The following is a 19,417-nucleotide window of genomic DNA, read 5'->3' as shown; positions in this document are numbered from 1 at the left end:
GCCCGGCCATGAAGCACGACCTGCGCGATGTGATGCGTTCCTTCGCCACCGGGGTCTGCGTCGTCAGCACCTACACCGACCAGGACGGCGTACGCACCCACAACGCGATCACCGTCAACTCGCTCACCTCCGTCTCCCTCGAACCGCCGCTGGTGTCCCTGAGCTTCCGTCACGACTCGGAGTTCTTCGCCGAGCTGCTGCGCACCGGCGTCGTCGGGATCTCGATCCTCGGCGCCGAGGGCGAGTCCACCGCCCGCGCGTTCGCCCGCCGGCGGCCCGAGCGCGACCAGGCGCTGACCGAGGTGGCGGGAGCGCCGGGCGAGGCCACCGGGACGCTCCTGTTCGACGCGGCCGCCTGGATGGAGTGCAGCCTGCGCGACCACGTGGTGGCCGGCGACCACGTGATGGTCATCGGCGAAGTCGTCGCCATGGGTGCCCGCGAGACCCAGACCCCCCTGATCTTCCTTCAGGGCGGGTTCCACAGATTCGAACTGGAACAGGTGTGACGTGCGCGCGAAGAACCTGCTGAGCTGGCGGGTGCTCCTCGGAGCGGCCCTGGCCATATCGGCCCTGACCCTGCTGATCCTCCCGGGCGACCCGGCCCAGGCCACGGACTCCACCGCGCAGTCCGCGGCGCGCACGTCCGGCCCGGTGAGCGTCTGCCTGGTGACGCGGGACGCCCCGAACCGCGAGCGCACCGTCAAGGTCGCGCAGTGGGCCTCGCAGGTGCTGCTCACCGAGACGCTGTCCTACCCGGGGCCCTGTGCCTCGTACGGAGCCCCGAGCCCGCTCGGCAACGGCACCGTGCGCACGTACGCGCAGATCAACGGCGCCACTCCGCAGACCGTCGGCTTCGTCTTCCCCAAGAACACGCTGACCGGCCTGCCGACCACCATGACCGACGGCCACCACTGCTACGACATGGACGGCAACGGCACGGTCAACGAGCACACCGAGTGCGTCGGCGGCCACGAGCGGCCGCTGGAGCTGCCCTCGCAGCTGACCTCGCTGCCCGGGATGCCGCTCAAGTGGGCCCTGCTGAACTACAACCCGATGGGCCACGGGCCGGAGCACATCTACGACACCCCGCACTTCGACTTCCACTTCTACACGCAGTCCAAGGCGGAGCGCGACGCGATCCGCAGCGGCCCCTGCGGCCTGGCCATCAACTGCGACGACTACGCGACGGCCATCGAGCCGATCCCCCCGCAGTACCTGCCGGCGGACTACGTGAACAACAACGTGGCCGAGGCGGCCATGGGCAACCACCTGGTCGACATGAACTCGCCCGAGTGGCACTCCACCGCCTTCACCCAGACCTTCATCTACGGCGCCTACGACGCCAAGATCAGCTTCCTCGAGCCGATGATCACGAAGGCCTGGTTCGAAGGCATAGCCAACGGGGTCAACCCGAGCCGCTGCTGGCCCATAAAGCAGCCGCAGCAGTGGCAGCTCGGCGGCTGGTACCCGCAGGAGTACTGCATCGACTACCGCGCCAATCGCGGGGACTACACGGTCTCGATGAAGAACTTCAGGAAATCGGCCGCCTGAGTCCCCAAGACCCGAACCCTTGGCCGACCGGCTCCGCCCCCGCCGCACCGGGGGTGGCCGGCGGCTCCCACTGAATCCCCGGAGTAGGCGAGGAAAGGGCCACCGTGATCGCGGACAGCAAGGCCGGCGCACGAGGACCCCGCGCCTTCCACGAATTGATAGGTGACTGACACATGTCCCGTGGATTCTCGATCGGCGTCGTCGGAGGAGGCGCGGCTGCAGTCTGCTTGATCGACGCGTTGTCGCGAACACAAAGCGAACCGGGCAGCCTCACGGTCTTCGAACCGTCGCCGCACCTGTGGCGCGGGCGCGCCTACCAGGTCGACACCGAGACCCTCAAGGTCAACGCGACCCCCGACGACATGTCCGTGCGCGCCGGCGACCTCCAGCACTTCGAGCACTGGCTGGAGACGCGGGACAAGGTCATAGGGGTCCGCACCGGAGTCGACCGCTGGTCCGGGAGCCGCTTCGCCCCCCGCACCGTCTACGGCGAGTACCTGGAGCAGACGGCCTACGCCGCGCTCGGCGAACTGCGCCGCCAGGGCTGGCGGGTCGACCTCGTCGGCGAGGGGGTCACCTCCGCGAGCCGCGCCGCCAACCGGGTCCTGCTGCGCACCGGCAACGGCCGGGCCCGCGCCTTCGACTACGCCATCCTGTGCGTCGGCGGCGACAGCCCCAAGGACGTCTACGGTCTGGGCGACACCCCCGGCTTCGTCGGGGACCCGTACCCCATCGTCAACAAGCTGGCCGACGTCGGGGAGCGGGAACACGTCGCGATCATCGGCAGCGGCCTGACCGCGATCGACATCATCCTGTCGCTGGCCGCGCAGGGCCACCAGGGCCGGATCAGTCTGCTGTCCCGGCGCGGCGTCCTGCCCGGCGTACGGCAGAAGGCGGTCCCCTTCGAGCTGCGGCACTTCACCCCGCACCGGATGGAGGAGCTGGCCGCGATCCACCCCGAGGTCACCCTCGAGGACATCGCCACCATCATGCGGGCCGAGTTCCGCGACGTGGGCGCCGACCTCGACGCGGTGGTCTCGGAGATCATCCGGGTCGACCTGGAGGACCCGGTCGACCGGCTGCGCCGGCAGATCGACGAGGTCGACTCCCCCCACATGGGCCTGCGCATCCTCCAGCGCGCCGTCCCCGAGACCGGCCCCGACGTCTGGCCGATGCTGCGCGAACAGGACAAGGTCCAGCTGCTGCGCGCCCATTACCGCACGATCATGAGCCTGTGCTGCCCCATGCCGCCCGGCAGCGCCGGAGTCCTCCTCGACCTCGTCGAGGCGGACAAGCTGGAGATCGTCGCCGGCCTGCAGAACATCACCCCGAACCCCGAGGCCGGCTTCGACGTCGTCACCGCCGAGGGACACGACTTCACGGCCGACCGCGTCATCAGCGCGGTCAACGCCTCCGAGGGGCGCATCCCCACCAGCGCCGCGCCCCTGGTCACCTCGCTCATGCGCAGCCGCGTCGCCAGCCGGCACCCCCACGGCGGCCTGCACATAGCGCGTCCGACCAGCCAGCTGACCACCAACGGCCGGCCCGACCCGCGCCTGTACGGGCTCGGCAACATCGCCGCCGGCTCGCTCTTCTTCACCTTCGGGATCCCCTCCCTGGTCGACCGCAGCCAGGACATCGTCGGCGCGATCCTGCAGCACGCCGAGACCGTCACGGCCGCCACCCAGGAGAACGAGGACGTCCTGCTCACGGTCTAGCCGCCGCCCCTTGTACCCGCCACCCGCCACCCGTACCCGTACCCGTACCCGTACCCGTACCCGTACCGACACCGGAAGACGACCCGGAGATTCCGGAGATGAGGACCCCCGAGCATGAGCGTCACCGAGACCGACCGGCCCGCCTACCTGGCGGACACGCACACCGGCCTGCCGATCCCGAGCGAGCCGGTCTTCGCCACCCACGAGGAGACGCGCCGCCACCGCAAGCAGCGGCTCGCCGCCGCGCTGCGGCTGTTCGGCAAGTACGGCTTCGGTGAGGGCATCTCGGGCCACATCTCGGTCCGCGACCCGGAGCACGAGGACCGGTTCTGGGTGAACCCCTTCGGCGTCTCCTTCAACCTGGTCCGCGTCGCCGACCTCATCTGCGTGGATTCGGCGGGCAACGTCGTGGAGGGCAGGCACCGGGTCAACCCCAGTGCGTTCGTCATCCACTCCGCCATCCACGAGGTGCAGCCGGGCGCCACGGCGGCCGCCCACGGCCACACCGCGCACTCCCGCGCGCTCGGCGCCCTGGGGCGCCTGCTGGACCCCATCGACCAGGAGTCCGCCGCCTTCTACAACCGCCAGGTCCTCTACGAGGAGTACGAGGGCCCCTCGGTCTCCGCCGAACTCGGCCGCGACATCGCGGAGAAGCTCGGCGACAACCGCGCGATCCTGCTGCGCCACCACGGCCTGATCACCGTCGGCGGATCGCTCGACGAGGCCGTGCACTGGTTCTTCACCTACGACAGCTGCGCCCAGGTGCAGCTGCTCGCCCGGGCGGCGGGCACGCCCAAGAGCTTCACCCATGAGCAGGCCGTCGCCGCCGGGGACGGCTTCGGCAACGAGCAGCTGGGCTGGTTCAGCTTCCAGCTGCTCTGGGACGAGATCATCCGCGAGCAGCCCGACTTCCTCGAAGAGGACTAGCCCGCGCGACATCTCCTCGTCCGGCACCACCCCCGAAGAATCACCGAGGAAGAAGAGGCACCACCATGAACATCCTGCTTTTCGGAGCCAGTGGACACATCGGCAGCGCCATCGCCGGCGAACTGCTCTCCCGCGGCCACGCCGTCACCGGCGTGACCCGCACCGGCGAGATCGCGGGCAACGGCCACGAGGGCCTGAAGGTGATCGCCGGTGACGCCACCAGCGCGGACACCGTGGCCGAACTGTCCGCGGGCTACGACGCCGTCGCCTCGGCGGTGGGCCCCAAGCTCGGCGTCGACGACGACCACAAGATCATCGTCGGTGCGGCCAACGCGCTCATCGAGGGCCTGACCCGCAGCGGCGTACGCCGTGTCGTGGTCCTCGGCGGCGCCGGCAGCCTGGAGGTCTCCCCGGGCGTCAAGGTCATCGACAACCCGAACTTCCCCGCCATGTGGAAGCAGAACGCCCTCGCCCAGAGCGAGGCGCTCGCCCTCTACCGCCAGGCCGGCTCCCTGGACTGGACGTTCATCTCCCCGGCCGCCCAGATCGAGCCCGGTGAGCGCACTGGGACCTATCGCGTCGGCGGTGAGCAGCTCCTGGTGGACGCCGAAGGCAAGAGCCAGATCAGCATCGCCGACTACGCGGTCGCCTTCGCGGACGAACTGGAGCGCGGCGACGCGATCCAGGCCCGCATCACCGTCGCCTACTGATTCCGCGTCCCCCGGAGGGGATCAGACACATGACTTCATCCGCCACACCGAAGAGCGCCGGCATCGTCCGGTTCGCGATCATCCTCGGTGCACTCACCGCTCTCGGCCCCCTGGCCAACGACGCCTACATGCCGGGCCTTCCGCAGATCGCCGAGGACCTGAACACCAGTGCCTCGGCGGCCCAGCTCAGCCTCACCGCCTGCCTGCTCGGCCTCGGCATCGGCCAGCTCATCGCCGGACCCGTCAGCGACGCGCTCGGCCGCCGCCGTCCGCTCATCGCCGGGCTGGCGCTGTTCGCGGTCACCGCCCTGCTGTGCGCCTTCGCCCCCAACATCTGGACGCTGGTCGGGCTGCGCGCCCTCCAGGGCCTCGGCGGCGCCACCGGCATCGTCATCGCCTCCGCGGTCGTGCGCGACCGGCACACCGGGCCCGCCGCGGCCCGGTTCTTCGCGATGCTGATGCTCATCACCGGCATCGCGCCGATCCTGGCCCCCGTCCTCGGCGGCCAGCTGATGCTCGTCACCTCGTGGAAGGGCATCTTCATCGCCCTCGCGATCATCGGGGCCCTGATGCTCATCGGTGTTGCGGGCGCCCTGCCCGAGACGCACCCCGCCGAACGGCGCGTGCGCGGCGGCCTCAAGGCCACCGGCCCGATCTTCCGTCGGCTGCTCGGCGACCGCGTGTTCGTCGGCTACAACCTGGCCTGCGGCTTCGCCTTCGCCGCGATGTTCGCCTACATCTCCGGCTCGACCTTCGTGCTCCAGTCCATCCACGGGATGTCCCCGCAGGCCTACAGCGTCGTCTTCGGCGTCAACGCCCTCGGCCTGGTCATCGCCGCGCAGGTCAGCGGCCGCATCGTGCACAGGACCGGGCCGCGCGCCCTGCTCGCCACCGGTCTGGCCGTCTCCGCGGTCGGCGGACTCGGGCTGCTCGCCGTCGTCCTCACCGACGCCGGTCTGGCCCCGCTGCTCGTCGCGCTCTTCCTGGTCGTCTCCAGCGTCGGCCTCGTCCTGCCGAACTCCTTCGCCCTGGCCCTCCAGGATCACGGCGACGTGGCCGGCTCGGCCGCCGCGCTGCTCGGTCTGTCCCAGCACCTGATCGGCGCGGCCGTGGTCCCGCTCGTCGGCCTCGCCGGTGAGGACAGCGCGGTCCCGATGGGCATCGTCATCGCCGTCCTCGGCGTCGGCGGTCTGCTCTTCTTCGGCCTCACCAAGGGCCACAAGGCCGCCGGTGAGGAAGCGGCGTCCGAAGGCCGGGCACCCGAGGCCGTTCCCTCCGGGGTCCACGAGCCCGTCTAGGCCCCTGGCGAGACAGGCTCCCGCAACGGATTTGCCCACCGGGGGTCCGTACGGCCGCACCACCGTACGGACCCCCGGCACCCGGGGCCGCCATCCCGGGCGGCGACAGGCCCACACCTCTTCCCTTTCCCACCGAAACCGATCGAGGCACAGCCACCATGACCCTCGCCACGCATGCCACGGCCGTCGACTCCTGGCGGCTGCTGCCCGCCGCCCAGCAGCCGTCCTACCCCGATCCCGTCGCCCTGCGCTCCGCGCTCGACGACCTCGCCTCCTACCCGCCCTTGGTCTTCGCCGGTGAGTGCGACCGGCTGCGCGACCGGCTCGCCGCCGTCGCCCGGGGCGAGGCCTTCGTCCTGCAGGGCGGGGACTGCGCCGAGACCTTCGACGCCGTCAGCTCCGACCAGGTCCGCGACAAGGTGCGGACCCTGCTCCAGATGGCCGCCGTCCTCACCTACGCGAGCTCCGTGCCCGTGGTGAAGATCGGCCGGATCGCCGGGCAGTACTCCAAGCCCCGCTCGAAGCCCACCGAGATCCGCGACGGTGTCGAACTGCCCGTCTACCGCGGTGACTCCGTCAACGGCCTCGCCTTCACGCCCGAGTCCCGCACCCCGGACCCGGAGCGGCTCAAGCGGATGTACCACTCCTCGGCCGCCACCCTGAACCTCGTACGGGCCTTCACCACCGGCGGTTACGCCGACCTGCGCCAGGTCCACGAGTGGAACCGCGACTTCGTCGCCGCCTCCCCGGTCGGTGAGCGCTACGAGCGCCTCGCCGGGGACATCGACGATGCGCTGACCTTCCTCGCCGCCTGCGGCGCCGACCCGGCCGCCGTCCACTCCTCCGAGATCTTCGCCAGCCACGAGGCCCTGCTCCTGGACTACGAGGCCGCGCTCACCCGCGTCGACGCCCGTACCGGCCGACTGTACGACGTCTCCGGCCACATGATCTGGATCGGCGAGCGCACCCGTCAACTGGACGGCGCCCACGTCGAGTTCGCCTCTATGGTGCAGAACCCCATCGGAGTCAAGCTCGGCCCCACGACCACCGGCGACGAGGCCCTGCGCCTCATCGACAAGCTGGACCCGGAGCGCGAGCCCGGCCGCCTCACCTTCATCACCCGGATGGGCGCCCGCAACATCCGCGAGATCCTCCCCGAGCTGATCGGCAAGGTCACCGCCGAGGGCGCCCGCCCCGCGTGGATCTGCGACCCGATGCACGGCAACACCTTCGAGGCGCCCAGCGGCCACAAGACCCGGCACTTCGACGACGTGCTCGACGAGGTCACCGGCTTCTTCGAGGTCCACCGCGCGCTCGGCACCCACCCCGGCGGCATCCACATCGAGCTGACCGGCGACGACGTCACCGAATGCGTCGGGGGCGGCGCCGAGGTCCGGCTCACCGACCTCGGACAGCGCTACGAGTCCGCGTGCGACCCGCGCCTGAACCGCAAGCAGTCGCTCGACCTGGCCTTCCGGGTCGCCGAGCTGTACCGCGGTCGCGCGACGGTCGGCGCGGCCCGCCGCGAAGCCGTACCGGCCGCCGCCTGATCCCGAGCGACCGATCGAGCGACCGATCGACGTACCGTCCTGAAGCAAAGGGAGAAGCCCATGTCCGTGCGTGCCCTGCGCGGTGCCATCCAGCTGGAAGTCGACGAGCGGGGCCACCTGCTGGACGGGGTCCGAACGCTCTTCCAGGAGATGCTCGCCGCCAACGGGCTCGACCAGGAGGAGCTGGTCAGTCTGTTCTTCACGGCGACCCCCGACCTGGTCAGCGAGTTCCCGGCGGTCGCGGCCCGCGAACTGGGCGTGACCGACGTGCCGATGATGTGCGCGCAGGAACTGGACATCGCCGGGGCCCTGCCCCGGGTCGTGCGGATCCTCGCGTACGCCGAGACGGAGCTGTCCAAGCGCGAGATCAAGCACGTCTACCTGGGCGGCGCGGCCGCCCTGCGCCGAGATCTCGCCACCGCCGGGGATCCCAGATGATCCGCTCCGCCGCGGTGGTGGGGACGGGCCTCATCGGAACCTCCATCGCACTGGCCCTGTCCCGTCGCGGGGTGGCCGTCCACCTCATGGACGAGAACGATTCGGCCGCCCGCACCGCCGCCTCGCTCGGCGCCGGCACCGTCGGCGCCCCCAAGACCTCCGTGGACCTGGCCGTACTGGCCGTCCCGCCGGCCCAGGTCGGCGCCGTCCTCGCCGCCCAGCAGAAGCTGGGCCTGGCCCGCTCGTACACCGACGTCGCCAGCGTCAAGACCGAGCCGGAGATCGGGGTGCTCGCCGCCGGCGCCGACCCCGTCAGCTTCATCGGCGGACACCCCATGGCCGGCCGGGAGCGCTCCGGCCCGCTCGCCGCCTGCGCCACCCTCTTCGAGGGCCGTTCCTGGGTGCTGACCCCCACGGCCCACACCAGCCGCGACGCGCTCAACATGGCGCTCATGATGGTCTCCCTGTGCGGGGCGGTGCCCGTGGTGATGGACAGCGACGTCCACGACCGGGCCGTGGCCCGCGTCTCCCACACCCCGCACGTGGTGGCCTCGCTGATGGCCGCCCGCCTCCAGCACCTCCCGGAGGACGCCTGCCGGCTGGCCGGGCAGGGGCTGCGCGACGTGACCCGGATCGCCGGGGGCGACCCCCGGCTGTGGAGCGACATCCTGGAGTCCAACGCCACCGCGGTCGCCGACGTGCTGACCGAGCTCGCCGAGGACCTCCAGGTCACCGTGGCCGCCCTGCGGGGCCTCGCCACCGACGACGCCGACGAACGCGCCCAGGGCACCACGCTCCTGGCCGACCTGCTGGGCCGCGGCATCAGCGGCCGCGACCGCATCCCCGGCAAGCACGGGCACCCGGTGCCCGCCTGCGCTCCGGTCCGCGTCCTGATCGGGGACCAGCCCGGCGAACTCGCCCGGCTCCTCGCGACCGCCGCCGAACTCGGCGTGAACATCGAGGACATGACCATCGACCACTCGCCCGGCGACGAGAGCGGCCTGGTCGAGCTGATGGTCGCCCGCGGGACCGCGGTCACCATGGCCCAGGGCCTGATGGGCGCCGGCTGGCGGGTCCAGCGGATGGGGCCGATCGAGGCTCCGCCGGTGGCCGTCGGGGTCTGAACCCGGGTCGTCCGACCCCGCGTCCGCGGATCCCCGTACGGCCCTTCCGCCCTCCTCCCCCTCCACGGGGACCCGGCCGCCCCACCGGCCGGGTCCGACCGCCCACCCCGTCGGCCCACCACCCCGCATGACAGAGGATCACCCTTGAGTACTTTGCGATGGCTCACCGCGGGCGAATCGCACGGCCCCGCCCTCACCGCCGTCCTCGAAGGCCTGCCCGCCGGTGTGGAGATCTCCACCAAGGCGGTCGCCGGCTCCCTCGCCCGACGCCGCCTCGGCCACGGCCGGGGCGCCCGGATGGCCTTCGAGCAGGACGAGGTGACCTTCCTCGGCGGCGTCCGGCACGGCCTCACCCAGGGCGGGCCGGTGTCGATCCAGATCGGCAACACCGAATGGCCCAAGTGGGAGACGGTGATGGCCGCCGACGGCGTGGACCCGGAGGTGCTGGCAGGCCGGGCGCGCAACGCCCCGCTGTCCCGTCCCCGCCCCGGCCACGCCGACCTCGCCGGGATGCAGAAGTACGGATTCGACGACGCCCGCCCGGTCCTGGAGCGGGCCAGCGCCCGCGAGACCGTGGCCCGCGTCGCCGTCGGCGAGGTCGCCCGGGCCTTCCTCAAGCAGGCGTACGGGATCACGATCGTCAGCCACGTCGTCTCCCTCGGCGCGGCCGCCGCCCCCGAGGGCCTGGTGCCGGAGCCGTACGACACCGAGCGCGTGGACGCCGACCCGGTGCGCTGCCTGGACCCGGAGGCCTCCGCCGCGATGGTCGCCGAGGTCGACCGGGCCCACGAGAACGGCGACACCCTCGGCGGGGTCGTCGAGGTGCTCGCGTACGGACTTCCGCCGGGCCTGGGCAGCTACGTCCACGGCGACCGGCGCATCGACTCCCGGCTCGCGGCCGCCCTCATGGGCATCCAGGCCATCAAGGGCGTCGAGTTCGGCGACGGCTTCGGCCTCGCCAAGGTCCCCGGCTCCCTCGCGCACGACGAGATCGAGCGGGACGGGCAGGGGGCCGTCCGCCGCCGCACCGCCCGCTCCGGCGGGGTCGAGGGCGGGATGACCACCGGTGAACCGCTGCGGGTGCGGGCCGCCATGAAGCCCATCGCCACCGTGCCCCGGGCCCTGGCCACCATCGACGTCGCCACCGGCGAGCCCGCCGTCGCCCACCACCAGCGCTCCGACGTCTGCGCGGTGCCCGCCGCGGCCGTCGTGGCCGAGGCGATGACGGCGCTGGTCCTCGCGCACGCCGCGCTGGAGAAGTTCGGCGGGGACTCCCTCGCCGAGACCGTCCGCAACCACCGGGGCTACCTCGAGCACCTGGCCGTCCGATGAGCGCGCCGACGCTGAACACGCAGACGCTGAACATGCCGACGTCGGCGGGGAGCACCCGGATCCCGGTCGGCGGGGAGCGGCCGTACGAGGTCGTCGTGGGCCACGGGCTGACCGGCGAGACCGGTCGGGTCCTGGGTGCCGAGCCGCTGCGGGTGGCCGTGGTCCACTCCCGGACCCTGCTGGCCACCGCCCGGCGGATCGCCCGGGAGCTTGACCATGAGGGACGCATCGTGTTTTCCCTCGAGGTGCCCGAGGGCGAAGCCGCCAAGGACATGACCGTCGTGACCGGTCTGTGGCGGGCCCTCGCCGACGCAGGGTTCACCCGCTCCGACGCCGTCGTCGCCGTCGGCGGCGGAGCCACCACCGACCTCGCCGGGTTCGCCGCCGCCGGGTGGCTGCGCGGCGTACGCCTCGTCCTGGTGCCGACCACCCTGCTCGGCATGGTCGACGCCGCCATCGGCGGGAAGACCGCCGTCAACCTGCCCCAGGGCAAGAACCTGGTCGGCGCCTTCCACCCGCCCGCCGGGGTGTTGTGCGACCTGGACCTGCTGGACACCCTGCCGCCCGCCGACTACGTCAGCGGGCTCGCCGAGGTCCTCAAGGCCGGGTTCATCGCCGACCCGGAGATCCTGCGCCTGGTCGAGGAGGACCCCGCCGGCGCCGTCCGCACCCGGGAGCTCGTCGAGCGCGCCGTCCGCGTCAAGGCGGAGGTCGTCACCGAGGACTTCCGGGAGGACGGCCGCCGCGAGCACCTCAACTACGGGCACACCCTGGGCCACGCCATCGAGCGGGTAGCCGGCTACCGGGTCCGGCACGGCCACGCGGTGGCCGCCGGCATGGTCTTCGCCGCCGAACTCGCCCGGCTCGACGGCCGGCTGTCCGCCGCCGACGTGGAACGCCACCGCTCCCTGCTCGGCGCCGCCGGGCTGCCCACCCGCCACGACGGGGCCTGGGCCCCGCTGCGCGACGCGATGGGCATCGACAAGAAGACCCGGGGCAACCGGCTGCGGTTCGTCGTGCTCGACGCCATCGGCCGCCCCGCGCTGTTCACCGCCCCGGACGAGGACCTGCTCCGGGCCGCCTACGAGCGGATCTCCCGGTGAAGCGGGCCCCCGTCCGCTACGCCCGTGCCCGCGCGGTCCGGCGTGCCCGCGCGGTCCGCCACGGCGGATCGGTCCGGCCGGCGGGGCCGGCCGGCGGGGGCGGCCGGCGGGGGCGCAGCACCTGAACGCACCGCAGGCCCCGTACTCGCAGAACCCATGGGTCCGGCAACTGCTCTCGCACCCGTACTCGAATTCCCCGTACTCGAATCCCCCGAACAGGAAGGCCCGTCATGACCGTCGCCACCGCCCCGCAGGGCACCGCGTCCGCCCTGCTCTGGGGGGACGCCGACCGCCGGGCCGTCGAGGTCGCCCGCGCCCTGACCGTGGACGCGGTCGAGGCGGCCGGACACGGACACCCCGGCACCGCCATGAGCCTCGCGCCGGCCGCGTACCTGCTCTTCCAGCGGCTGCTGCGGCACGACCCCCGGGATCCGCGCTGGGCCGGCCGCGACCGGTTCGTGCTCTCCTGCGGCCACGCCAGCCTGACCCTCTACACGCAGCTCTACCTGTCGGGCTACGGGCTCACCCTCGACGACCTCAAGGGCCTGCGCACCGAGGGCAGTCTGACCCCCGCGCACCCCGAGTACGGGCACACCCCGGGCGTGGAGACCACCACCGGCCCCCTGGGCCAGGGCCTCGCCAACGCGGTGGGCATGGCCATGGCGGCCCGCCGCGAGCGCGGCCTGTTCGACCCGGAGGCGCCCGCCGGTGAGAGCCCCTTCGACCACACCGTCTGGGCCATCGCCTCCGAGGGAGACCTGGAGGAGGGCGTCGCGCACGAGGCCAGCTCCCTGGCCGGACACCAGCGCCTGGGCAACCTGGTCGTCCTCTACGACGAGAACCGCATCTCCATCGAGGACGACCGGCAGATCGCGCACTCCGAAGACACCCTCGCCCGCTACCGGGCGTACGGCTGGCACGTGCAGGAGGTGGACTGGACGGCGGGCGGGGAGTACCGGGAGGACGTGCAGGCCCTGCACCGGGCGCTCGTCACCGCCCGGGAGACCACCGACCGGCCCTCCCTCGTATCCCTGCGCACGATCATCGGCTGGCCCGCGCCGAAGAAGCGGAACACCGGCGGCATCCACGGATCCGCCCTCGGCGCCGAGGAGGCCGCCGCCGCCAAGGCCGCCATGGGCCTCGATCCCTCGCTCTCCTTCCAGGTCCCCGCCGAAGTCCTGGCCCACGCCCGCCGGGTCGCCGACCGCGGGGCCGAAGCCCACCGCCAGTGGGACAAGACCCTCGCCGACTGGCGCGCCCTCAACCCGGAGCGCGCCGAGCTCTTCGACCGGCTCTCCGAGCGCCGGCTGCCCGCGGGGTGGACGGACGCGCTGCCCGTCTTCGAGGCGGGCGCGCAGATCGCCACCCGCAAGGCGTCGGGCGAGGTGCTGAGCGCGCTGGCGGCGGCGCTGCCCGAACTGTGGGGCGGCTCCGCCGACCTCGCCGAGTCCAACCTCACCACCATGAAGGGCGAGCCCTCCTTCATCCCCGAGGAACTGGCCACCGAGGCCTACGCCGGGCACCGGTACGGGCGGACCCTGCACTTCGGCATCCGCGAGCACGCCATGGGTGCCATCCTCAACGGCATCGCCCTGCACGGCGGGACCCGCCCCTACGGCGGCACCTTCCTCGTCTTCTCCGACTACATGCGCCCCGCGGTCCGTCTCGCGGCCATGATGAAGCTGCCCGTCACCTACGTCTGGACCCACGACTCCATCGGGCTCGGCGAGGACGGACCCACCCACCAGCCCGTCGAGCACCTCTGGTCGCTGCGCGCCATCCCCGGCCTGGACGTGGTCCGGCCCGCCGACGCGAACGAGACCGTTGTCGCCTGGCGCACCATCCTGGAGAACGACGACCGCCCGGCGGGCCTGTGCCTGTCCCGGCAGAACCTGCCCGTGCTGGAGCGCACCGAAGAGAGCGGGCTGTCCCCCGCCGAGGGCGCCGCGCGCGGCGGTTACGTCCTGGCCGAGGCCGAGGGCGGCCGTCCCGAGGCCATCCTCATCGCCACCGGCAGCGAGGTGCCCATCGCGCTCGACGCCCGCCGCATCCTCCAGGACGGGGGCCTCGCCACCCGCGTGGTGTCCATGCCCTGCCTGGAGTGGTTCCAGGCGCAGGAGGAGGGCTACCGCGAGGAGGTGCTCCCCACTGGTGTGGCCGCCCGGGTCTCCGTCGAGGCCGGGTCCAGCCTGGGCTGGTACGCGCTGGTCGGCGCGGCCGGCACCTCCTTGGGCATCGACTCCTTCGGGGCCTCCGCCCCGTACCAATCCCTGTACGAACTCCACGGCCTGACCGCGCCGAAGGTCGCCGCGGCCGCCCGCGCGAGCGTCGAGCGGGCCCAACGCAGAGGCTCCGTACGATGAGCGGCGCGACGACTCCCGTACTGGACGCCCGGATACCCGGCTCCAAGAGCATCACCAACCGGGCGCTGCTCCTCGCGGCCGCCGCTCCCGGCAGCAGCCGCCTGGGCGCGCCGCTGGTCAGCGACGACACCCTCGCCTTCCGGGCGGCGCTGACGGACCTGGGCACCGGGGTGCGCGACATCGGCGACAGCGGCTACGGGTACGGGGACGGCTCCGGCTACGGCGACGGCTCCGGCGAGGTCTGGGAGGTCACCGGGCGCGGTGCCGGACCGGCCGGCCCCGGCCGGGTCTGGTGCGCCGACGCCGGCACCGCGGCACGCTTCCTGCCGCCCTTCGCGGCCACCGGGCGCGGGGAGATCGCCTTCGACGGCTCCGACCAGCTGCGGGCGCGCCCGCTCGGGCCGCTGCTGGAGGCGCTCGCCGGGCTCGGGGCGCGGGTGCGCGGTACGGGCCTGCCCTTCACCCTGACCGCGCGGGGGCTGGCCGGTGGCCGGATCGAGCTGGATTCCGGGCTCAGCAGCCAGTACCTCTCCGGGCTGCTGATGGCCGCTCCGCTGATGGGCGGGCCGCTCACGGTGGACGTGCCGCGGCTGGTCAGCCGCCCGTACGTGGACATGACCCTGGCCCTGATGCGGCAGTTCGGCGCCCGGGTCGAGGAGGAGGGCAGCGCGATCACGGTCCACCCGGGCGGCTACCGGCCCACCGACCTCGACATCGAGCCGGACGCCTCGACCGCCTCGTACTTCTTCGCGGCGGCGGCCGTCACCGGGCGCACCGTACGGGTGCGGGCCCTGGGCACGGGGAGCCTGCAGGGCGACACCGCCTTCGTGGAGGTGCTGCGGCGGGCCGGGGCCGAGGTCACCACGACCGCCGACTGGACCGAGGTCACGGGTACCGGCGCGCTGCGCGGCGGATTCACCGTCGACATGGGCGACATCTCGGACACCTTCATGACGATGGCCGCGATCGCCCCGCTGGCGGACGCCCCGGTCACCATCACGGGCATCGCGCACGCCCGGCTGAAGGAGTCCGACCGGATCGCCGCCGTCGCGGGGAACCTCCGCGTGCTGGGCATCCGGGTGGAGGAGGGCCCGGACCGGATCACCGTCCACCCGGGCGTCCCCGCCCCGGCGACGGTCGACTGCCATCGCGATCACCGCATCGCGATGTCCCTCTCGGTACTGGGCCTGCGCGCCGCCGGGATCACCCTCGACGACCCGGCCTGCGTGGCCAAGACCTTCCCCGGGTTCCACGAGGAGCTGCGGCGGCTGTTCGGCTGAGACGCCCGGAGCGGCGCCCTGTGGGGGCGCCGCTCCGGGTCCGGGACCGTGCGGGTCAGCGGACTACGTCGAAGACGTTCAGCTGCAGGCCGTTGGCGTAGGCCGCGTGCTCGACGAGCCTCAGCTTCTGCGCGTCCTTGTCCGCGGCGCTGAAGAGGCGCTTGCCCGCGCCGAGCAGCAGCGGGAAGACGAGCAGGTGGTAACGGTCGATCAGGCCGGCGTCGGAGAGCGCCCGGTTCAGGGTGGCGCTGCCGTGCACGATGATCGGGCCGCCCTCGGTCTCCTTCAGCGCGGCGACCTCGTCGAGCGAGCGCAGGATCGTGGTGTCGCCCCAGTCCGACACCAGGGCGTCCTCGGCGAGGGTGGTGGAGACGACGTACTTCGGCATCACCTTGTAGTCGGCGAAGTCCTCCATGGCGGGCCACACCGGGCTGAAGGCCTCGTAGCTCGTGCGGCCCAGCAGCATCGCGGAGGCCTCCTTCTGCTCCCGGCCCTTGATCTCGAACGCTTCGGGCAGGAACTCCCCGTGCTTGAAGGTCCAGCCGGAGTTCCGGTACCCGGGCTCGCCGCCGGGGGCCTCCACGACGCCGTCCAGGGAGATGAAGGCGGAGCTGATCAGGGTGCGCATCGTGGGTCCTCGGTATCTCGTGATCTCGTGGCGGGCTCTCGGCGGGCCTTTCACCATCTAGGACCGATGATCGCCTGGAAACTCATCGGCCCCGCGAATCTTTTCTTGGCGTCGTTCAGAAGGCGGCCGCGTGGTCGAGGACCCACGTGCGGTAGCTGCGTGCCGGGCGGCCGGTGACCTTCTCGATGTCGGTGGTGGTCGGCGCGATCCGGCCGACCGCCTCCGACCAGACCTTGAGGATCCCGTCGAGGACCGGGCCCGGGACGTGGGCGCTCATCGCCTGGCGCACGGTCTCGGCGGGCAGTTCGGCGTACTCGATCGGCCGGCCGATCGCCTCGCCGAGGATCCGGGCCTGGTCGGCGTGGGTCAGCGACTCGGGCCCGGTCAGCTCGTAGACGCGCCCCCCGTGCCCGTCCCCGGTCAGGGCCGCGACCGCGACGGCGGCTATGTCGGCCTCGTGCACGGGCGCGGAGGCCGCCCCGGCGTAGGCGCCGCGCACCACGTCGCCGGACCGGGTCTGCCCGGCCCACATCAGGGTGTTGGCGGCGAACGAGTCCGGGCGCAGGAAGGTCCACTCCAGCCCGGACGCGCGCAGGGCCTGCTCGACCTCCGCGTGGTAGGCGGCGATCGGCCCGTCCTGGACCTCGGCGTCGTCGTCGACCGCGCCGGAGGACAGCAGCACCACCTTGCGCACCCCGGCGCGCTCGGCGGCGGTGACGAAGCCCGGCCCGCTGCCCGGCGCCGCGAACAGGAACACCGCGTCGACCCCGGACAGCGCCGCCTCCAGCGACACGGCGTCGGACAGGTCGCCGGCGACGACGTCGGCCTCGGCCGGCCAGACCGAGCGCAGCGGGTCGCGGGTCAGCGCCCGGACGCCGTGGCCGTCCTCGATCAGCAGGTCCAGCACGTGGCGGCCGACGTTCCCGGTGGCTCCGGTGACGAGGATCATGAGCGTCTCCCTTGGCTCTCGTGGTGCGGCCGCGGCCCGTTCGGGGCGGCAGAACAGACTCTAGGAGCGCTTGCGGACAGTTTCGGTCCTCAACCAGCCCTGACCATCGGGGAGTTCGCAGTCGTGTGCCCGTGGCGCGGCCCCGAACGTCCTGGGATGTCCGGACCGATCAGGAATCGAGAAGCGCGGGTCGGGGAGCCGTCCTAGCCTGCTCGCCATGGACATCACCATTCACACGACGTCGCTTCCGCACGACGACCCGGACGCCTCGCTCGCCTTCTACCGCGACGTCCTCGGCTTCGAGGTCCGCAGCGATGTCGGGCAGGGCCGGATGCGCTGGATCACGGTCGGCCCGCCCGGTCAGCCGGGCACGTCGATCCTGCTGACGCCGCCCGCCTCCGATCCCGGCATCACCGAGGACGAGCGCCGCACCGTCACCGAGATGATGGCCAAGGGCACCTACGGCTGGATCCTGCTGGCCACCCCGGACCTCGACGCCACCTTCGAGAAGGCGCAGGCCGGTGACACCGAGGTCGTCCAGGAGCCGACCGAGCAGCCGTACGGCGTCCGCGACTGCGCCTTCCGCGACCCCGCGGGGAACCTGGTCCGCATCCAGGAACTGCGCTGAGCCGACGAAGGGCAGGGGGTTCTCATGTGCAAGCCCGCATGGCGCCGTGCGCGCGTCCAGGCGCAGCGCCTGGAGGATCTCGCGCGGCTGCGCCGCGTCCGGGACCGGATCGACAGGGAGTACGCGCAGCCGCTGAACGTGGAAGCGCTCGCCCACGACGTGAACATGTCCGCCGGACACCTGAGCCGGCAGTTCCGGGCCGCGTACGGGGAGTCGCCGTACGCGTACCTGATGACCCGGCGCATCGAGCGGGCGGCGGCGCTGCTGCGGCGGGGCGACCTCAGCGTCACCGAGGTCTGTTTCGCGGTCGGCTGCGCGTCGCTGGGGACGTTCACCACCCGCTTCACCGAGCTGGTCGGCATGCCCCCGGGGGCCTTCCGGCGCCAGGCGGCGGACGCGGGGGCTGACCCTGCGGGTGGTGCGGGTGCCACGGGTACGGCCGGCGGCGTGGGGCCGGTGATCAAGGTGGAGGGGATGCCGGCGTGCGTGGCGAAGCAGGTCTCCAGACCGGTCAGGAATCGAGAAGCCACGGCCGCCCTCCAGGCCCTAGCGTGATGGTCACAGCAACCGCAGCCACCGCAACCACCGCAACCGTTCACAGCGCGAGGAGCAGGACATGAAGGCGCACGTCAGCTCGATCCTTCTTGGTGTCCGGGACATGGACCGGGCCAAGCAGTTCTACACCGAGGGGCTCGGCTGGAAGGTCCAGAGCGACTTCGGCATCTCGGTGTTCTTCGAGTCGGACGGCGCCTCGCCGGTCGGCTTCTACAGCCGCGAAGGCCTGGCGCAGCAGGTGGGCACGGACCAGGAAGGCAGCGGTTTCAGCGGGCTGGTCCTGACGTACGTCGTCCGTAGCGAGTCGCGGGTCGACGAGATCATGGCGGAGGCGCAGAAGGCCGGCGCCACGGTCCTCAAGCCCGCCGGCGCCCTGCCGTGGGGCGGGTACGGCGGCACCTTCGCCGACCCGGACGGCTACGTCTGGAGCCTCGGCTACAGCGACCAGGGCACCGACCAGCCCTACGCGGAGTAGTCGCGAGCAGCCGCGACCGGTGTCCGACAGCCGTCCGGGACGGCGGGGGAACGTTCCTCCGCCGTCCCGGACGGCTTTGAACCAGCAGGAAGAAGAGGAGAAGGCCTTGAAGTTCCAGTCCGTCGTCGAGCCGCCCGAGCCCATGCGGGGCCTCGTAGTTCCGCCGGAGGTGGTTTCGGCGCTCGGCGGCGGCGCGCGGCCGCCGGTGACGATCACGATCAACGGACACTCCTGGCAGAGCCGGGTCGCCCTCCTGCGAGGCCGCCACCTGATCGGCCTCAGCCATGCCAACCGGCAGGCCGCGGAAGTCGAGATCGGCGAAGAAGTCGAGGTCGAGCTGGAGCTCGACACCGAGCCGCGCGTCGTCGTCGAGCCCGCGGACTTCGCCCAGGCCCTGGACGCCGACCCGGTCGCCCGTGCCGCGTACGACCACCTCACGTACAGCCGCAAGCGCGAGCACGTCCGCGCCATCGAGAGCGCGAAGAAGCCCGAAACGCGCCGGGGGCGCATCGAGAAGGCCATCGCCGCCCTGCGCGGCTGACATCCCGTGAGCGAGCCTCCGCCGGCTGTGGAACCGCCGTGCGGAGGCTTCGTGCTGCCCGCGGCTGTAGCTTTCACTTCCAATCCATTGCAACGGGCGCGTTCTCGTCGTTGCATTCAACTTTAAGCCTGCGCAACGATTTGATCGGTCTGACCTGGTGTTATTTAGATTCCTCGTAATGACTTCCTTGTCGAGATATGGAAAGCAACGTAGCTTTTCCCTCATCGGAAACAACGAGTCGCAGGAG

The 19,417-nt window shown here is 72.3% G+C and carries 19 protein-coding genes; 17 read left to right on the top strand and 2 right to left on the bottom strand.

All coding sequences use genetic code 11. The features are described 5' to 3' along the window. Nucleotides 1-8 precede the first annotated feature (8 nt). The 13 genes from OG435_RS45165 to aroA all read left to right on the top strand — a co-directional run bounded on the left by OG435_RS45165 (nt 9) and on the right by aroA (nt 15,394). Nucleotides 9-506 carry a flavin reductase family protein gene (locus OG435_RS45165; protein WP_266887062.1) on the top strand — a complete coding sequence of 166 codons (498 nt, stop codon included), beginning with the start codon at nt 9-11 and terminating at the stop codon, nt 504-506. A gap of 1 nt (nt 507) precedes the next feature. Then, nucleotides 508-1,551 carry a hypothetical protein gene (locus OG435_RS45160; RefSeq protein ID WP_266887060.1) on the top strand — a complete coding sequence of 348 codons (1,044 nt, stop codon included), beginning with the start codon at nt 508-510 and terminating at the stop codon, nt 1,549-1,551. Nucleotides 1,552-1,724: 173 nt separating this feature from the next. Continuing rightward, nucleotides 1,725-3,269, top strand: coding sequence for an FAD/NAD(P)-binding protein (locus OG435_RS45155; protein WP_266887058.1), 1,545 nt, complete (start codon nt 1,725-1,727; stop codon nt 3,267-3,269). Between the two features lie 114 nt (nt 3,270-3,383). Continuing rightward, nucleotides 3,384-4,196 carry a class II aldolase/adducin family protein gene (locus OG435_RS45150; RefSeq protein WP_266887056.1) on the top strand — a complete coding sequence of 271 codons (813 nt, stop codon included), beginning with the start codon at nt 3,384-3,386 and terminating at the stop codon, nt 4,194-4,196. A 65-nt stretch (nt 4,197-4,261) separates the two neighbouring features. Beyond that, the gene (locus OG435_RS45145) at nt 4,262-4,906 is read left to right on the top strand and encodes an NAD(P)-dependent oxidoreductase (protein WP_266887054.1); all 645 of its coding nucleotides are present in this window, start codon (nt 4,262-4,264) and stop codon (nt 4,904-4,906) included. A gap of 29 nt (nt 4,907-4,935) precedes the next feature. Then, on the top strand, nt 4,936-6,204 hold the full coding sequence (locus tag OG435_RS45140; RefSeq protein WP_266887052.1) for a multidrug effflux MFS transporter: 1,269 nt from the start codon (nt 4,936-4,938) through the stop codon (nt 6,202-6,204). A 158-nt stretch (nt 6,205-6,362) separates the two neighbouring features. After that, nucleotides 6,363-7,754: a class II 3-deoxy-7-phosphoheptulonate synthase gene (locus OG435_RS45135; RefSeq protein ID WP_266887051.1), complete on the top strand. Its 1,392-nt coding sequence runs from the start codon at nt 6,363-6,365 to the stop codon at nt 7,752-7,754. 60 nt (nt 7,755-7,814) lie between these two features. Further along, entirely contained in the window at nt 7,815-8,192 is a 378-nt protein-coding gene (aroH, locus tag OG435_RS45130) for a chorismate mutase (protein ID WP_266887050.1), read from the top strand. Continuing rightward, entirely contained in the window at nt 8,192-9,316 is a 1,125-nt protein-coding gene (locus OG435_RS45125; RefSeq protein ID WP_430625860.1) for a prephenate dehydrogenase, read from the top strand. Before aroH ends, OG435_RS45125 begins: the two co-directional genes overlap by 1 nt. Nucleotides 9,317-9,460: 144 nt before the next feature. Further along, a complete protein-coding gene (gene aroC, locus OG435_RS45120; RefSeq protein WP_266887046.1) occupies nt 9,461-10,648 on the top strand; it encodes a chorismate synthase in 1,188 nt (395 codons plus the stop codon). Further along, nucleotides 10,645-11,751 (top strand): 3-dehydroquinate synthase, encoded by a 1,107-nt coding sequence (gene aroB / locus OG435_RS45115; RefSeq protein ID WP_266887044.1) that lies wholly within the window; start codon nt 10,645-10,647, stop codon nt 11,749-11,751. The genes aroC and aroB overlap by 4 nt, the downstream gene beginning before the upstream one ends. Nucleotides 11,752-11,981: 230 nt before the next feature. Continuing rightward, nucleotides 11,982-14,114, top strand: a complete 2,133-nt coding sequence (gene tkt / locus OG435_RS45110; protein ID WP_266887042.1) for a transketolase — start codon at nt 11,982-11,984, stop codon at nt 14,112-14,114. After that, complete coding sequence (gene aroA / locus OG435_RS45105) at nt 14,111-15,394, top strand: 3-phosphoshikimate 1-carboxyvinyltransferase (RefSeq protein ID WP_266887040.1); 1,284 nt, start codon at nt 14,111-14,113, stop codon at nt 15,392-15,394. Before tkt ends, aroA begins: the two co-directional genes overlap by 4 nt. A 55-nt stretch (nt 15,395-15,449) precedes the next feature. On the opposite strand, the gene OG435_RS45100 is transcribed toward aroA, so the two are convergent. Together OG435_RS45100 and OG435_RS45095 are read right to left on the bottom strand one after the other, a co-directional pair. Next, complete coding sequence (locus OG435_RS45100) at nt 15,450-16,022, bottom strand: dihydrofolate reductase family protein (RefSeq protein ID WP_266887038.1); 573 nt, start codon at nt 16,020-16,022, stop codon at nt 15,450-15,452. A 115-nt stretch (nt 16,023-16,137) separates the two neighbouring features. Beyond that, nucleotides 16,138-16,971, bottom strand: coding sequence for an NAD(P)H-binding protein (locus OG435_RS45095; RefSeq protein ID WP_266887036.1), 834 nt, complete (start codon nt 16,969-16,971; stop codon nt 16,138-16,140). A gap of 217 nt (nt 16,972-17,188) precedes the next feature. Between OG435_RS45095 and OG435_RS45090 the strand changes: the two genes are divergently transcribed. From OG435_RS45090 to OG435_RS45075, 4 genes are all read left to right on the top strand, one after another. After that, nucleotides 17,189-17,599, top strand: a complete 411-nt coding sequence (locus OG435_RS45090) for a VOC family protein (protein WP_266887034.1) — start codon at nt 17,189-17,191, stop codon at nt 17,597-17,599. 24 nt (nt 17,600-17,623) lie between these two features. Continuing rightward, the gene (locus OG435_RS45085; protein ID WP_266887032.1) at nt 17,624-18,154 is read left to right on the top strand and encodes a helix-turn-helix transcriptional regulator; all 531 of its coding nucleotides are present in this window, start codon (nt 17,624-17,626) and stop codon (nt 18,152-18,154) included. A gap of 61 nt (nt 18,155-18,215) precedes the next feature. Continuing rightward, entirely contained in the window at nt 18,216-18,629 is a 414-nt protein-coding gene (locus tag OG435_RS45080; RefSeq protein WP_266887030.1) for a VOC family protein, read from the top strand. Nucleotides 18,630-18,735: 106 nt separating this feature from the next. Next, the gene (locus OG435_RS45075; RefSeq protein ID WP_266887028.1) at nt 18,736-19,170 is read left to right on the top strand and encodes a YdeI/OmpD-associated family protein; all 435 of its coding nucleotides are present in this window, start codon (nt 18,736-18,738) and stop codon (nt 19,168-19,170) included. Nucleotides 19,171-19,417: the final 247 nt, after the last annotated feature.

Source organism: Streptomyces sp. NBC_01264 (assembly GCF_026340675.1).
Lineage (GTDB): Bacteria > Actinomycetota > Actinomycetes > Streptomycetales > Streptomycetaceae > Streptomyces.
This window is presented reverse-complemented; position numbering and strand designations above follow the sequence as displayed.